Genomic DNA, 15,855 nt, shown 5'->3' with positions numbered 1-15,855 from the left:
ACACACCCGGCCGCACCAACCCACACGAAACCATCCTCCTCCGCAGCGAAGGCATCGGCTCCCACGACATCGCCATCGCCCACCACGCCTACACCCAAGCCCTCACCCACGGACTCGCCACACACCTGCCGTAGCCGGAAGCCGGAGTTCGCCGCGAGCATGAATGGTGCGTGATAAACCGTGGCCCAGTTCGTGTTGAGTCAGCATGACACCCAGCAACGCCTTGCGGCGGCTGGGATCGGTTCGGCGCGCGCCGTGACCGTTCGTACCGACGGGGAGATCCGCGAGGCGATGACGTCGCTGCGGACCCCGGTCGTCCTGAAGGCGTCCGGCCTGGTGCACAAGAGCGACAGCGGCGGTGTCGTGCTCGGCCTGGCGGATCCGCGAGCGGTGATCGCCGCCGTGGCGGAGCTGACCTCGCGGCTAGGGCCGGAGGCGGCGCCGTTCATGCTCCAGGAACAGGTCGAGGGCTTGGAGATCCTCGTCGGCGCCCGGCGCCACCCGCGGCTCGGCGTCGCGCTCGTCGTCGGGCACGGCGGTACCCGCACGGAGCTCCACCGCGACCTCTACACGGCGATGGCACCGGTGGACAAGGAGCAGGCGCTGCGGATGCTCCAGCGGCTGCGCTGCTGGCCGCTGCTTGAGGGCTTCCGCGGCGAGCCGCCCCGCGACGTCGATGCGCTCGTGCGGACCGCCGTCGCGCTCTCCCGCCTGGTGACCGAGAGCCAGGACATCATCGAGGTCGACCTCAACCCCGTCATGGTGGGCGAGGCCGGCCAAGGGGCCACGGTGGTCGACGCCCGGTTCGTCTGCGACGGCGAGACGGTGACCGGCCGGCGACCGCGCCCCGGGCTGGACCGCATGCTCCGCCCAGCCCATGTCGCCGTCGTCGGTGTCTCCGACGACAAGGACAAGGCGGGCGCGAAGCTGTTCCGGTACCTGCACGAGCACGGCTTTCCCGGCCGGCTCGACGCGGTCCATCCGACGGGCGGCCAGATCGACGGGGACACCCGGGCACGCAGCCTCGCCGAGCTGTCCGGCTCGCCGGACCTGGTGTGCGTCGCCGTGCCCAGCCGGCATGTTCTCGAGATCGCGCGGCAGGCGGCGGACATGCGCGTCGGCGGCGTCATCGTGCACAGCGCGGACTTCGCCGAGACCGGCGCGGCGGGCCGGGCCGTCCAGGACGCGCTGGCCACGACGCTCGCCGACGCCGGAATTCCGCTCGTCGGTCCCAACAGCATGGGCGTCGTCGCCCCGCACGACCGGCTGATGGCCTCGATCTCCAGCATGGCGGAGCGGCCCGCACGGTCCGGCGCCGCGGCCCTGCTGACCAGTTCCGGGGCGTTGGGCAGTTGCCTGGCGTCGCGCCTGAACGGCTCGTCTATCGGGCTGTCGTACTGGATCCACGCGGGCAACGAGGCCGACGTGGTGATCGCCGACTACCTCGACTGGCTCGTCGACGACGACGCGACGTCCACCGTCGGCCTCGTGCTGGAGGACATCAAGGACGGGCCGAGGTTCATCGAGGCGGGCCGGCGGATGAGCAAGGCCGGGCGGTCGATGTTCGCCTACTGCATGGCACGCTCCCGCAAGGGCCGGGACGCGGTGCTCAGCCACACCGGCGCGATGGTGGGAGACATCGAGATGCGCGAGGCCGTGCTTCGCGCGGCCGGCGTGGTGAGCGTGCCATCGTTGCTGGTGCTGGAGGACGCGATCGCGCTGTCCACGGGATCGCCGCGGCCGCGGGGCCGCCGTCTCGCGGGCATCACGTTCTCCGGTGGTGCCTGCACGATCATCGCGGACATCTGCGATGAGGAGGGGATCGAGCTCCCCGAGCTCCCCGACGAGGTCCGGTCCGTGCTGACCGCGGCGTTGCCCGAGTACGCGGCCATCCGCAACCCGCTCGACGTGAGCTACCAGCTGCTCGGCAAGGCGGAGAACTTCGAGACGGCCGTGGAGGTCATCGCGACGAGCGGAGCGTTCGACGCGGTGCTGATCCAGTTCACCACCAACGCCGACCCGCACGCCGAGCGCCTCGCCCGCAAGCTCGTGTCCCTGCTCGGCCGGGTCGACATCCCAATCTACGTCTCCCGATACGGCGCGAACCACCTCGCACCGATGGCCATGCAGGTGTACCGGGAGGCCGGGGTGTACGTGATGGAGGCACCGGATCGGGCGTGTCGCGCGATATCCGCGCTCATGCGCGCCCGCGAACCCGAGGAAACCGCGACGGATGCCTAGGACCCCACTGGCCGAGGCCGTGGACAGCGTGGTACACCGGGCCGCCGAGGTCCGGTGGCGAGACCTCGACGACCGTACCCGGGACGCGGCGCTGCGGCTGGTCATGGACTCGCTCGGCGTCGCGACGGTCGGTCGGCTGGCGCCCGGGGTCGAGCCCGCCGTCGGGGCATCGCTGCGACTGGGCGGGGCGGACACGGTGGCGGGACTCGGCCCGGCCGACGCCGCGATGGTGCTGTCCATCCTGATGCACGCCTGGGACTTCGACGACGTTCACGACGGCGCCGTGGTGCACGCCGGATCGGTCGTCGTGCCGGCCGCCCTCGCGGCTGCCCGGTCCAGCGGCGCGGGCGGCGAGCGGGTCCTCGAGGGCGTGGTCGCCGGTGTGGAGCTGCTGTGTCGCCTCGCGCTCGCCGTGGGGGAGCAACGCGGCGTCGTCCGGACGGCCGGGCTCGGCGCGCTGGGCGCGGCGGCGGCCGTGGCGCGCGTGCTCGGCCTCGACCACGCCGGAGTCCACGCCGCGTTGTCGCTCGCGCTGCCGGTGTCGCTGGCCCCGACGACGCGGCAGGCCGTCGCCGAGGGCACCGTGATCAAGCGGTGCCAGCCCGGGTTCGCCTGCCGGCACGGGGTCACGGCCGCGTTCCTGGCCGACGCCGGCGTCGCCGCGTCACCGGAGTGGTTCGGCGGCCCGTTCGGAATCGCGGCGGTGGTGTCCGACCAGGACGCGGCACTGGCGCGACTGACGTCGTCGTCCGCATGGCAGGTCACCGAGCTGTCGCTCAAGCCCTACCCCGCGTGCCGCTACGCCCACGCGGCGATATCCGGCACCGCGCGGCTGCTCCAGACGGTCGCGGTGGACGAGGTCAGCCGGCTGCGCGTGCACGTCCCGGCCGGCCGCGGGCACGAGATCGTCGCGCGGCCGTGGCGCCGTCGCGGACATCCGCTCGTCGACGCCCAGTTCTCCATCCCGTGGCTGTGCGCCGCCGTGCTCGAGCGCGGCTCGGTCGACCTGCGCACGATGCTCGGCGGCGCGCTGACGGACCCGGCGATCGACGCACGGGCCGACACGGTGGACGTGGTGCGGGACCAACCGGTGGGCGAGACCGCGATGACCCCCGTGCGAGTCGTCGCGGTGCGCGCCGACGGCTCGACGGAGGAGGTGGTCGTCCGCGCCGTCCCCGGCGCGCCGGAGGAACCCCTTCGCTGGCGGGATCTCCTGGCCAAGGTCGAGGGGTGTCTCGGTGCGCTGGGACTCGACCGGGAGCGGGCGCACGTGCTGCACGACGCGGTGCGGTCGCTGCCGGACCGTCGGGCCGACCGCTCGATGTTCGCCCTGCTCGACTCGCTCTACTTCGGACAGTCGAGTGTGGAGGTGACGCGGTGACGAGGGTGACCGAGGAGCTGGCGGGCTGGGCCGCCGGACTGCGGTACGAGGACCTGCCCGCGGAGGTCGTCCACCACGCGAAGCGGGTTCTCCTGGACTACGTCGGGGCCACCCTGCTCGGCTCCACGTCATCGTCTGCGCGGATCGTCCAGCAGTACCTGGGCGAGACGTCGGACCGCGGGCCGGCAACCGTTCTCGGCACCTCGCTGGAGCTCGGGCCGGCGAGTGCGGCGCTGGCCAACGGCACCGCCGCCCACGGTATGGAGGTCGACGACGGCTACTCCCCGGGCTCCTTCCACCCCGGAGCCCCCAACCTGGCCGCCATCCTGGCCGTCGGTCAGGCGCGAATGTCCGATCCGGACCGGATCCTGCTGGCCACCGCGGTGGGCTTCGAGCTCTCCTGCCGCATCGCCGCCGTCGGCCACCCCGCCACCTGGCGCCGGGGATTCCACAACACACCGCTCGCGGGCGTGTTCGGGGCCGCCGCGAGCGTGGCCACGCTGCTCGAGACGGACGCGATGACCATGGCGAGCGCGCTCGGGCTGGCCGGGTCGCACGCGGGCGGCCTGTTCGAGTTCCTCGCCGCCGGGTCGGAGGTGAAACGCCTGCACGCGGGGAAGGCTGCGCGGGACGGGATCGTCTGCGCGGAGCTGGCGGCGCGTGGCCTGACCGGGCCGGCCACGGTGCTCGAGGGCGCCAACGGCTACCTCCGGGCGTTCGCCGGCGGCGAGGTCCGCGCCGACGACCTCCTGCGTGACCTCGGGACGCGGTGGCGGATGCTGCGGACCTACGTCAAGCCCTACCCGTGCTGCCGCCACCTGCACGGGCCGATCGACGCCGTGCTGGCACTGGCGGACGACGGCGCGGTCGACACGTCGTCGGTCCGTTCGGTCACGGTGGAGACCTACGACGTCGCGGCACGTCACGACGCCAAGGCGATCGGCGGGCTGCTCGATGCGCAGATGAGCATTCCCTACGCGGTGGCGGTGACGCTCACGCACGGCAGACCGGGCGTGGCCCACTTCGAGTCCGAGTTCCGGGACGACCCGGACGTGCGCAGGTTGGTGGACCTGGTCGAGGTACGCGAGGCCGCGGACTGCATCCGTGCCTACCCCGCCGAGCGTCGCGCGCGCCTCACGTTCCGCACTGTCCACGGTGAACGAAGTGTCCAGGTCGACCACCCGTACGGCGAGCCCGACAACCCGGTCAGCGACCGCGACCTGGAACGGAAGTTCCTCGGTCTCGCGAGCCCGGTCGTCGGCGCGGACCGGGCGGCGCGCATCGCGGCGAACGTCTGGGCGTTCGACGAGTCCGGCGCCCTGGCGGCACTCGGCGAGGACACCCGAGTGCGAGCGCGTACCTGACGTCATCGCGCGCACGAACCGTGAGCCGGCCACCGTGCGAACAACCCCCCGCGACGGCTCGTCACCTGCCGGGTGCGCAGGTCACGACTCTTCGTAGCCGGCGTCTTCGTCCCTGGTGCATTCCTTCGGCCATCCCCCTCGCGCCGGAGCGATGTGGATGATGTAACTTTCCGCGGCGGCTGTTTCCCTCCCGGATTGTGATGGACGACTACTCACCATGAAACGCGTGATTGTTCCGGTATTGCTCGCCCTTGTCATGGTATTGGGGGCGACGCCGAGCGCGTGGGCGCACACGGAACTGACGGCCAGCAACCCCGCGGCAGGTGCCCGTGTCGATTCCGCGCCGAACCGGCTCACCCTGACGTTCAGCGAGCCCATCGATCATCGGCGGGCCGCGGTGCGGGTGAGCGGCGCGGGTTCCGTGTGGACGGTCGGGGACATCGCGGCGACCGGCCGCACGCTGACCGTGCCGGTCACTCCGGCCGGCGGGGCGGGGCAGTGCACCATCAGCTACACGGTCACCGCAGCCGATGGTGACGCCGTCCGCGGTTCGGTGACGTTCTCGCTGACCAGGCCCATCTCGGACGTGGCCGCCGGCTCGGGCTTCGACTCGGACGAGGCCGGCCTCGGCGTGCCGGGCGGCTCGGCGCTGCCGCGTTCGGCCATGCCGCCTCAGGCCGACGACTTCCACACCGGTGGCATCCCGGCCTGGGTGTGGGCGCTCGTGGCCGGCCTGTTCGTCCTCGCCGTGGTCGTGTCCCTGGTCCTGTGGCGCGAAAGTCGCTCACTCGGCGAGTCGTAATCTTCGGCATTCCGTCGGAACCGGCCCGTGATTGCGAAAAGCGGTCGCGCCGATAGCCGGCCCGCTACTCTGCGGTCGTGCCGACCGATCCCGACGACGCGGTGGAATTCTCCCGACGTCCGTGAACCGCTCGAATTCATTCGCGACCTGGATCGGGCACGCCGCAGCGCTTTCCGCGGCCGAGGACTTCAGTCCGCAAAGGACGGTGCGGTCACCGTGTGCGTGGCCGCGGCCGACGGACCGGTCGCGGCTCGAGCCGCGGTCAAGGTTCGGTCCAGCCGCAGTCCAGGTCAGGGGGCAAGGCTGTCCATCGGGTCGGTCTCCCGAGGAGACGGCGGTGGAAGGGGCCGGATGGTTGCGCTGGCGGACCTGGTCAGTGAGTTGAAGACGCTGCGCAAGGGGCGTGGCCTGCTGGCGAGCCACATCGGGGAGCGGATCGGGTCCGCGTTACGGGCGGTCTGCGACGTGCGTGACGACGACGGGCCGGCGGTGATCCGGCAGAAGGTCGCGCGGCGGCTGGAGAATCTCGCCGGCGACCTGCCCGCCGACCTGCGGATGGCGGTGCTCGCCGCGTTCGCGATCGCGCCCGACGCTCGGCTGCCCTTCTACCAGGACCGGGTCGGCTGGACGGCTCGCCAGCTCAGCCGGGATCCGCGGACCGCGCGGCGGCGGATCGACGCGGGGATCGACCACCTGGCCCAGCTCGCCACGGTCCGCCCGGTCGCGGTGCCGCGGCCGGTGCCGGCGACGTCGTCCGCGACCGGCTGGCGCACGGCGGAGCTGCGGGTGATCGCCGTGTTCGACCGGGCCCGCCCGGCGGTCGTGGAGCTGCACCGGATCGTCGCCGAGCGGGACGGCCTGGCGTCGGTCGACGTCCCCGTCACCGCGGAGGCCAAGGTTCTCTACGGGGCCATGCGAGCGCGACGTGGCGTGGTGGAGCTGCCGAAGGCCCTCGTGCGGGGCCAGGAGCACGAGTTCGCGGTCGGCTACCGCCTTCCCGAGGTCGGCCCGCCGCACGTCGTCCGAACCCCCGACCACCCGTGCGACCTGTTCGACCTGCGGCTGCGGTTCGACCGAACCTGCCCGCCGCGGCGGATCTGGCTGCTCGCCGGCGCCCTCGACCGCGACCTCGTCGAGCCCGACCGCACCGGTGAGCTCCGCACGACCGACCAGGCCGGCGAGCTGCACCTGGTGTTCCGCACCCTCGTCCCCGGCCTCGCCTACGGCGCCCGCTGGGACCCGTGACCGGGGGAGGCCGTCAGGACTCCCGGCCGGTGAGCAGCGCCGAGCCGGCTGCGCCACACCGTCTCGACGAGGTGCCGGCGCGGCTCCGCACCGCCGCCGGTGTGCGCGCACCCAGGCGAGCTCGCCGGCCACAACCCCGCGTCCGGCTTGCCCACCCGGCCCGGAACGGGGTACCCCGCAGAGCAGCGGGCCTGCGCCGGTCGCGGAGATCGGGCCGTACGCAGACCTCGTCAACAGTGCTACGGGCGACGAGGCTGGACGGTTCAACCGATTCATGTGATCCACGTCACGCGAACTCGAAGAGGATCACCTGAACGTTGGAACCGTTATCCAACGTATATGAGTGCGTTGGCGATGGACGAGCCGTAGTCCAACAACGTCGTTGAAACACTGGTCGTCCTGGTACGTGCCGTAGAAGGAGACGTGGCTAGATGCGGGTTCGGAACGCTGGGGTGGTCGGGACGGCGGCGTTGGCGCTGCTGACCTCGGCCCTGCTCAGTGGTTGTGAGCTGCGTGAAGGCGACAAGTCCGAGTACGGCAAGTACGGCCTGAATTCCAAGGAACAAATCACGGAATTGTCCATCGAGTTCGACGGGCAAGGCGTGAGAGAATTCTGACAGGTTTTTGGGGCACAGAATGCGACGCGGAATAATTAGATGGGCGACAGCGAGTCTGCTGGTGATCTTGGCGGCGGCGTTCCCCGCGGCCGGGGTGGCGTTCGCCAGCCAGAACGGCCAGGCCGCCGCCCAGGGTTCGGACACGGTCGACGACCTCGATCGCGAGTTTCTCACCGTTATTCGGTTCGCGAACCTGTGGGAAATCCCGATGGGAAAGCTTGCCACAGAGCGCGGTACGAAGCAGGAGGTCAAGGACGCCGGCGAGGTCATGCTCGCCGACCACACGGCGCTGAACGTGACCGTGAAGGAGCTCGCTGACAAGTACGGCGTCCCGCTGCCGAGCCAGCCGACGTCCTCGCAGCAGGCCTGGATGGCCGAGATCTCGGCCAGGTCGAACGGCGAGGATTTCGACCGGACGTTCGCCGACCGGCTGCGCGCCGCGCACGGCAGCGTGTTCAACCTGATCGCCGAGGTGCGGGCGGGCACCAGCAACTCGACCATCCGCGACTTCGCCACGGACGCGAACAACATCGTGATGAAGCACATGAGCCTGCTCGAGGCGACCGGCTACGTCTCGTCCGATCACGGCGAGTTCGCCGAGGCCGCCGCCCGGACGACCACCTACCCGGAGAACGCGCTGTCCCAGAGCGACCTCCTGCTCGGCGGAGTGATCTTCCTGGTGGTCGCGGCCGGCACCGTGGTCGGGGTACGGATGCTCAGCGCACGCGGGGCCGCCAAGTGACCGCGACCTCCGTGATCGACATCGCGCTGCCGCAACACGACATCGGCATCCGCGAGGTGGCGGCGCTGTCGGCCCGCGCGGCCTACGTCCTGATGTGCTTCACGCTGTGCTGGGGGATCTTCACCGCGACCGGTTGGATCCGGCGGCTCACCGGCCTGCAGGCCATCCGCTCTGGCCACATGATCCTGGCCACGATGACCGTGGCGACCGGGGCCACCCACGCGGTCGTGTTCCTGCTGCTGCGCGAGCAGGGGCTGTCCCTCGGCGGCATCACCGTGCCGTTCGGCGGCCTCTTCCGGCACGGACTGGGCATCCTCGGGCTCGAGATCATGATCGCGATCACGCTCGCGACGAGCCTCAAGAACTACGTGAACTACCGGCGCTGGCTGCGGTTCCACCAGCTGGCGTACCCGGCGATCGCGATGGTCGTCATCCACTCCTGGTACGGGGCCATCGCCAACGGGCACCTCGGGGTCACCTGGCTCGCCGGCATCACCGTGCTGACCCCCGCGATCACCCTCACGGCCCTTCGGCTGACGCCGCCCAACCTGTTGATCAAGGCCGGGCTGCTCTCGCCGGCGCCGAAGGCGGCACCGCCGCAGGTCGCCGAGCCCAGCCCCAACGGCGCGATCAACGGGTACCGGAACGGCAGCAGGAAGATCACGGTGAGCGTGGACAACCAGCGGTGCCGGCGCTACGGCATCTGCCAGGCGGAGTCGCCTGACCTGTTCCAGCTCCTGGCGGACGGGCGGCTGCGCTACGTCCGTGATCCGGAGAACGGGAAGCGTGCCGGTGCCCAAGCGGCGGCCCGGTCCTGCCCCATGCAAGCGATCCAGTTGCAGGAGGTACGCAACCGATGAACCGTCGCGAACGGATCGTCGTGGTGGGAGCCGGGCTCTGCGGCCTCCGGGCCGCGGAGCGGCTCCGCGAGCTGGGCTACGAGGGTGACGTCGTGATCGTCGGCGCCGAGCCGAACCCGCCCTACCACCGCCCCGCGTTGTCCAAGCAACTGCTCATGGGCACCATGCGGCCGGCCGACCTGATGCTGCCGGCATACCAGAACGTCAACGCCAAGTGGCGGCTGAACACCCCCGTGCAGTACCTGCTGCCGCGCAGCCGGACGCTGCGCCTGCCCGGCGACGAGGAGCTCAAGTACGACGGCCTGATCATCGCGACCGGCGTCGAGGCGCGCCGGGCGAACGAGGTGCCCTACGAGGACCCGCGGGTGCTCGTCCTGCGCACGCTCGAGGACGCGCTCGACATGGAACGGGTCGTCAGCGAGAACCGCGGGCCGGTCGCGGTCGTCGGCGGCGGGTTCACCGGCTGCGAGCTCGCCTCGAGCCTGCGGCACATGGGCCGCGAGGTCACGCTCATCGGCCGCGGCAAGAACCTGCTCGGCAATGTGCTCGGCAACGATCTCGGCAACTGGCTGACCAAGATGCACGCCGACCACGGCGTGGACCTCGCGCTCGGGAACTCGGTCAAGCGGTGGGCCCCCCGCGAGGACGGCGTCGCGCTGCAGCTGTCCGACGGCTCGACGATGCTGGCCGGGTGCGTCCTGCTCGCGACGGGCACGGTGCCCTCGACCGCGTGGCTGCGCGGATCCGGCCTCCCGCTGGACAACGGCGTGGTGTGCGAGGCGACGACCCACGTCGTCGGGGCGGAGGACGTCGTCGCCGCCGGTGACGTCGCGCAGTGGCCGAACATCCGGTTCGACACCGAGCCGCGGCGCATCGAGCACTGGCTCAACGCGATCGAGATGGGCCGGGCCGCGGCGGAGAGCCTGCTCGCCGGGCGCTCCGCGGCCAAGCCGTTCACCCCGATGCCGCGGTTCTGGACCGAGCAGTACGGCGTGCGCATCCAGGCGGCCGGTGTGCCGAAGCTGGGTCCGGAAGTCGTCGCGCTGGGCAGCCAGACCGACGGCACCGGCACGGTCGTCGGCTACGCCAAGGGAGGCCGGCTGATGGGCGTGGTCGGTGTCGACTGCCCCAAGTCGGTGCTGGCGTGGACCGACAGTGTGGCCCGGCAGAACCCGGTCCCGGGGGAGCAGCCCGCACCGGAGCGCGAGCAGCAGCCCGCCGCACCCACCCGGCAGGCCGCCCCCGCCGCCGCCCGCGAGTCCGTGTCCACCGGAACCCGTCGGCCCGCCGCCACGAGCACCCGGCAGCCCGGCACCAAGCGCGGGTTCGCCGCGGCGGCCGAGCGGAAGAAGGGTGGCCGGCACTCGATCCCGCCCAGGGAGCCCCGTCGCCCGCAGCCGGCGACCCGCAGCGTCGACTGGCTCGACCCGATCGAGCCCGCGGCGGCAGTGGCCAGCGCCGCCGCGTCGAGCGCGCGGATGATGCCCGCGGACCCGGACCCGCGGATGCGGCGCGACCGCAGCGGCGTCCTGGTCGACTCCGACGGGAAGCTGGTGGAGAACACCGGCCGGATCGGCCGGATCGATGCCAACGGGGATCTCGTGCCGATGGGCACGGAGCGCCCGATGGGGCCCGGCGACTCGAACGCCCGGATGCGGCCCCCACCGGCCAACGGCCGTGTGGTGCCGCCGCCCGGCGGCGGGCCCGCCGAGTCGAACGCCCGGATGCGGCCGGCCGACTCGTACGGCCGCATGGCGCCGGGAGGCCGGCCCGGGCCGGAGGACTCGTACGAGCGCATGCCAGCTGTGCCGCCGATCAACGACCGGCTCCGGTCGGCCGGCGGTGGCCGGGGACCGCGGATGGGCCCCGATGACTCGTACGACCGGATGCCGCCGGTGGACAGGGACGGTCGGGGGCCGGCGGATTCCAACGGCCGCGCGCGGCCGGTGAACGGCTTCCGGCCCGGGCCCGAGGAGTCCTACAACCGCATGCCACCCGCGGGCGGCCACCCGGGCCACGGGCAGCCCCCGGGTCCGGTCGACTCGTACGGCCGGCTCCCGCAGGCCGGGCCGGTCGACTCCTTCGCCCGGCTGCCACCGGTGCACGGCCAGGCCTACGAGCCGCCGCGGCTGAACGTCCAGCCGTGGGACGGGCGCGGTCCCGTCGGTCCGCAACCGGCCCCACGGCCCGGCCCGGCCGACTCCTACGACCGCATGCCTCCGGCCCGGCCGAACTTCGGTCCGGTGGGCAGCGACGGCCGGCTCCCCCAGATCGGCCGCGGCCCCGAGGTGTCCTACGACCGCATGCCGCCGGCGAGCCGGCAGTACGGGCCGGAGGACTCCTACGACCAGTTCCCGCCCGTCCGGCGCGGCCCGCTGGGCCCGGTGGGCAGCGACGGCCGGCTGCGTCCGGTGCAGCGGCGCCGCCCCTGACCCTTCGACACCCGAGATCCCCGACGGGTCCTGGCGCCCCCAGAACCCCGAGTGTCAGGACCCGTCGGCCCTAACCGAACAGCTTTCCGCCCGAAGCGATGCGCTCGCCACCGTGCCCCGGCGAGCGCATCGCTGTGTCCGCATCGCTGTGTCGGCTCTCGCGCCGGGTGGTCAGGCGTCAACGAGGTCCTGCAGCAGGGGACCGTGCAGCTTCACGAGCCCCTCGGTGGACAGTGCGGTCACGCCGGGCAGCTTGATCGCCAGGCGGACGGCGCCCAGGCCGATCAGCTGGGCGCAGATCATGTCGGCGCGCAGCTGGGCGTTCGGGCCGGACAGGCGCGCGGCCAGGGGCTTGGCGAAGTGGCGCTGGAAGGACGCGGAGAACTCCGCGCCGTTCGGGCGGAAGGCAGCCAGCACCGCGCGCAGGAACGGGTCGGAGTGGGCACGGTCGTGTTGCTCGAGCAGCGTGCGGACCAGGTGCTCACCGAGCCGGTCGAGCGGGCAGTCCAAGAGCGCCCGCGCCTCCGCCTCGAACGAGACGGCCTCGGCAAACAGCTGCTCCTTCGTGCCGAAGTACTTCACCACGAGCGCCGCGCTGACCCCGCAGTCCAGCGCGATGTCGCGCAACCCGACCTCGGCGAACCCTCGCTGCGCGAACCGCCGCCTCGCGGCACGCATGATGGCGTCCCTGGTCTGGCCGCCGCCCGTCAGGTCCGCGTCGGCAGTGCCGGCACCGCCCGGGTCCGTGCCCATGGCGGGGAAGCGTACTAGGACGGCCCGCCTACGCGACCAGGTCGACCCTGGTGTCGCCGTCCAGCGGGGCCACCTCGGCGAGCTGGGTGCCGGTGCGGCGGACCACGACCGTCACGGCCATCGCGAGCGCGGCCGCGCCCAGGGACGTCGTCGCGGCGATCCAGTAGGTCAGGGCGAACCCGGTCGAGGACGCGACCGGCGTGCCGCTCACGTCGATCGTGTACGCGGCCAGCAAGGTGCCGCCGATCGCCGCGCAGCTGCTCGTGCCGATCGTGCGCAGCAGCGCGTTGAGGCTGTTCGCCGACGCGGTCTCGGTGATCGGCACCCAGTTCATGATCAGCGTCGGCATCGCGGAGAAGCACAGCGCCGCACCGATCGAGACCGTCATGAGCACGCCCATCAGCAGGACCAGGTTGCCCGGCAGCAGCGCCTGGCACACGTTGGCCACGAACATGATCAGCGTGCCGGTCAGCAGCGTCACGTGTGCGCCGCGGCGTGCGGACAGCCGCGCCGACACGTGGGAGAAGATCAGCATCCCGAGCCCCATCGGGATCATGCAGACGCCCGCGACCAGCACGGTCACCCCGAACCCGTACTCGGTGGCCGTGCTCGCCTGCAACTGGAGCGGGGTCAGCATGAAGCTCGCGAACATGCCGACGCCGACCAACGTGGTGGCGAGGTTCGTCAGCAGCACGACCGGCCGGGTCGAGGTCCGCAGATCGACCAGCGGCGAGCGGACCCGCAGCTGGTGCAGCGACCACGCCGCCAGCACCACGGCCGAACCGGTGAACAGGGCGATCGTCGGCAGGCTCGCCCAACCCCACTGCGAGCCCTGTGAGATCGGGAGCAGCAGCGCCACCAGACCCGCCGTGAGCCCGAACGCACCGACGACGTCGAACCGGCCACCCGCGCGCACCGGCGACTCCGGCACGAACACCAGCACCAGCACCAGCATCAGCAGCGACGCGGCGGTGGCGGTCCAGAACACCGCGTGCCAGTTCAGCAGCTGCCCGATCACGCCCGCGAGCGGCATGCCGACCGCGGCGCCGACACCGAGCGTGGAGCTCATCGTCGCGGTCCCGGCCATCACGCGGTCCGGCGGCAGCTCGTCCTTGAGGATGCTGATGCCCAGCGGCAGCACGCCGAACGCCGCGCCCTGCAGCATCCGGGCAGCGAGCAGCGAGCCGAACGACCAGGCCACCGCGCCGAGCAGCGAGCCGGCGGCCATCACCGCGAGCGCGAACGCGAGCACCTTCCGCTTGCCGACCATGTCACCGAGGCGGCCGCCCATCGGCGCGCACACGGCGCCGGCGAGCATCGTGACGGTCAGCAGCCAGGACGCCGCGTCCTGGGAGAGGCCCATCAGCCGGGAGATCTCGGGCAGCAGTGGCACGACGAGCGTATGCATCAACGACACGGTGACACCGCAGCCACACAGCACGATCATGAGCCGGCGGGACCGAGGCGTCCCGGATCGTGAACCGATGTTCACCCTAGGAGTAAACAGCTGTTCACCACGTTCGGTCAATCGGATGTGACCACTGTCCAACCAAGGCTCCAGCGCGCGAGCGCGCCAGCGGGCCTCGCGACCGGTGCGGCATGATGCGCGGCGTGGCTCTCCCCAGCCGGCTGCGCACGGTCGTGGCCACCCGCTACGTGACGCCGTTCCGCGAGGGCGGGTCGCTGCCGGGCCTGGTCGAGGCGGACGACCTCGGCATGTACGTGGTCAAGTTCCGCGGCGCCGGCCAGGGGCTCAAGGCGCTCGTGGCCGAGGTGGTGGTCGGCGAGCTGGCGCGGCGGCTCGGGTTCCGGGTACCGGAGATCGTGCTCGTGGACCTCGACCCACAGCTGTCGAAGGCCGAGCCGGACGAGGAGATCCAGGACCTGCTGAACGCGAGCGGCGGGACCAACCTCGGGCTGGACTACCTGCCGGGCTCGTTCGACTTCACCCCGCGCGTGCGCGACCCGGGCGCCGACCTCGCCGCGCGGCTGCTCTGGTTCGACGCGCTCGTGCTCAACGTCGACCGGAGCTGGCGCAACCCGAACATGTTGCTGTGGCACCGGGAGGTCTGGCTGATCGATCACGGCGCCGCGCTGTACTTCCACCACCGCTGGGGCCCGGGCTGGCGGCCCGCGGACGAGTACCGCTACGAGGCGACCGACCACGTGATGCTGCCGGTGGCCGGCGACGTCCGCGCCGCCGACCGCGAGCTGCGGCCGAAGATCACGGGCGCGGTGCTCGACGAGATCCTCGCGCTGGTGCCGGACGAGTGGCTCGCCGCGGATCCGGCGTTCGACTCGCCCGCCGCGGCGCGGGCCGCGTACCGTGCCTTCTTCGAGAGCCGGCTGGGCCGGGCGGACGCCTGGGTCCCGGTGTTGGAGGAGGCCCGTGCCGCACGTGTTTGAGTACGCGCTGGTGCGCGTGGTCCCGCGGCAGGAGCGCGGCGAGTTCATGAACGTCGGCGCGATCGTCTACTGCGCGTCGCTGCGGTTCCTGCGCTGCCGGACCCATGTCGACACCGAGCGGCTGCGCGCCCTGGACCCGGCCATGGACCTCGACGTGCTGCGCGACGCGCTGAGCTCGTGGTGCCAGGCGTGTGACGGCACCGGCCCGATGGCGGAGAGCTCGCCGGGGCAACGGTTCCGCTGGCTGACCGCGCCGCGCAGCACGATCGTGCAGACCTCGCCGACGCACACCGGGCTGACCGACGACCCCCGAGTCGAGCTGGATCGCCTGATGCGCACCCACGTGCTCCCGCCTGTCGATCACGCCTAGGCTCCTTGTGTGGCGAAGTACTACGACGTGCATCCGGACAACCCGCAGCGGCGTGCGATCGGCCAGGTGGTGGCGACGCTGCGGGACGGCGGGCTGATCGCCTACCCGACCGACTCGTGCTTCGCGCTCGGTTGCCTCGCCGGCAACAAGGACGGGATGGAGCGCATCCGGCAGATCCGCCAACTCGACGACCGGCACCATTTCACGTTGGTGTGCCACGACTTCGCGCAGCTCGGCCAGCTCGTGTACCTGTCGAACACGGTGTTCCGCGCGATCAAGGCGGCGACGCCGGGCAGTTACACGTTCATCCTGCCGGCCACCAAGGAGGTTCCGCGCCGGCTGCTGAACACGCGGAAGAGGACCGTCGGCGTGCGGATCCCGGATCACGTGGTGGCGCAGGCGATTCTCGCCGAGCTGGGGGAGCCGCTGCTGTCGAGCACGCTGCTGCTGCCCGGCGAGGACGAGCCGATGACGCAGGGCTGGGAGATCAAGGAGCGGCTCGACCACGCCGTGGACGCGGTGATCGACTCGGGCGAGTGCGGCACCGAGCCCACCACGGTGATCGACTACTCGAACGACAGCGAGCCCGTGATCGTGCGCGAGGGAGCGGGTGACCCGGCTCCCTTCGGGTGAGAAACAACC

The 15,855-nt window shown here is 71.9% G+C and carries 14 protein-coding genes; 12 read left to right on the top strand and 2 right to left on the bottom strand.

Going from position 1 to position 15,855, the window contains the following annotated elements; translation table 11 throughout:
* The first annotated feature begins 180 nt into the window (after nt 1-180).
* The 9 genes from ACRDTB_RS14250 to ACRDTB_RS14210 all read left to right on the top strand — a co-directional run bounded on the left by ACRDTB_RS14250 (nt 181) and on the right by ACRDTB_RS14210 (nt 11,684).
* Nucleotides 181-2,241 carry an acetate--CoA ligase family protein gene (locus ACRDTB_RS14250; RefSeq protein ID WP_431430697.1) on the top strand — a complete coding sequence of 687 codons (2,061 nt, stop codon included), beginning with the start codon at nt 181-183 and terminating at the stop codon, nt 2,239-2,241.
* Nucleotides 2,234-3,622 (top strand): MmgE/PrpD family protein, encoded by a 1,389-nt coding sequence (locus ACRDTB_RS14245; protein WP_431430696.1) that lies wholly within the window; start codon nt 2,234-2,236, stop codon nt 3,620-3,622. Before ACRDTB_RS14250 ends, ACRDTB_RS14245 begins: the two co-directional genes overlap by 8 nt.
* Nucleotides 3,619-4,986 (top strand): MmgE/PrpD family protein, encoded by a 1,368-nt coding sequence (locus ACRDTB_RS14240; protein ID WP_431430695.1) that lies wholly within the window; start codon nt 3,619-3,621, stop codon nt 4,984-4,986. The genes ACRDTB_RS14245 and ACRDTB_RS14240 overlap by 4 nt, the downstream gene beginning before the upstream one ends.
* A gap of 226 nt (nt 4,987-5,212) precedes the next feature.
* Entirely contained in the window at nt 5,213-5,788 is a 576-nt protein-coding gene (locus ACRDTB_RS14235) for a copper resistance CopC family protein (protein ID WP_431430694.1), read from the top strand.
* Between the two features lie 351 nt (nt 5,789-6,139).
* Nucleotides 6,140-7,033, top strand: a complete 894-nt coding sequence (locus ACRDTB_RS14230) for a hypothetical protein (protein ID WP_431430693.1) — start codon at nt 6,140-6,142, stop codon at nt 7,031-7,033.
* Nucleotides 7,034-7,464: 431 nt separating this feature from the next.
* Entirely contained in the window at nt 7,465-7,650 is a 186-nt protein-coding gene (locus ACRDTB_RS14225; RefSeq protein ID WP_431430692.1) for a hypothetical protein, read from the top strand.
* A gap of 61 nt (nt 7,651-7,711) precedes the next feature.
* On the top strand, nt 7,712-8,392 hold the full coding sequence (locus ACRDTB_RS14220) for a DUF4142 domain-containing protein (protein WP_431430691.1): 681 nt from the start codon (nt 7,712-7,714) through the stop codon (nt 8,390-8,392).
* Nucleotides 8,389-9,252, top strand: a complete 864-nt coding sequence (locus tag ACRDTB_RS14215; protein ID WP_431430690.1) for a ferredoxin — start codon at nt 8,389-8,391, stop codon at nt 9,250-9,252. The genes ACRDTB_RS14220 and ACRDTB_RS14215 overlap by 4 nt, the downstream gene beginning before the upstream one ends.
* Nucleotides 9,249-11,684, top strand: coding sequence for an FAD-dependent oxidoreductase (locus ACRDTB_RS14210; protein WP_431430688.1), 2,436 nt, complete (start codon nt 9,249-9,251; stop codon nt 11,682-11,684). The genes ACRDTB_RS14215 and ACRDTB_RS14210 overlap by 4 nt, the downstream gene beginning before the upstream one ends.
* Nucleotides 11,685-11,855: 171 nt before the next feature.
* Here ACRDTB_RS14210 and ACRDTB_RS14205 read toward each other — a convergent pair whose 3' ends face one another.
* On the bottom strand, nt 11,856-12,437 hold the full coding sequence (locus tag ACRDTB_RS14205) for a TetR family transcriptional regulator (protein ID WP_431430686.1): 582 nt from the start codon (nt 12,435-12,437) through the stop codon (nt 11,856-11,858).
* Between the two features lie 28 nt (nt 12,438-12,465).
* The gene (locus tag ACRDTB_RS14200) at nt 12,466-13,845 is read right to left on the bottom strand and encodes an MFS transporter (protein ID WP_431430700.1); all 1,380 of its coding nucleotides are present in this window, start codon (nt 13,843-13,845) and stop codon (nt 12,466-12,468) included.
* Nucleotides 13,846-14,039: 194 nt separating this feature from the next.
* Here ACRDTB_RS14200 and ACRDTB_RS14195 point away from each other — a divergent pair, with 194 nt between their 5' ends.
* The 3 genes from ACRDTB_RS14195 to ACRDTB_RS14185 are packed head-to-tail and all read left to right on the top strand — an operon-like array spanning nt 14,040 to nt 15,846.
* Nucleotides 14,040-14,843, top strand: coding sequence for a HipA family kinase (locus tag ACRDTB_RS14195; RefSeq protein WP_431430699.1), 804 nt, complete (start codon nt 14,040-14,042; stop codon nt 14,841-14,843).
* Nucleotides 14,827-15,213, top strand: coding sequence for a DUF3037 domain-containing protein (locus ACRDTB_RS14190; protein ID WP_431430685.1), 387 nt, complete (start codon nt 14,827-14,829; stop codon nt 15,211-15,213). The genes ACRDTB_RS14195 and ACRDTB_RS14190 overlap by 17 nt, the downstream gene beginning before the upstream one ends.
* 9 nt (nt 15,214-15,222) lie before the next feature.
* A complete protein-coding gene (locus ACRDTB_RS14185) occupies nt 15,223-15,846 on the top strand; it encodes an L-threonylcarbamoyladenylate synthase (RefSeq protein WP_431430684.1) in 624 nt (207 codons plus the stop codon).
* Nucleotides 15,847-15,855 lie beyond the last annotated feature (9 nt).

The sequence above is a fragment of the Actinophytocola sp. genome (genome assembly GCF_050699935.1).
Classification (GTDB): Bacteria; Actinomycetota; Actinomycetes; order Mycobacteriales; family Pseudonocardiaceae; genus Actinophytocola.
Note: the sequence above shows the minus strand (reverse complement) of the source record. Positions and strands in the feature narration are given on the sequence as shown.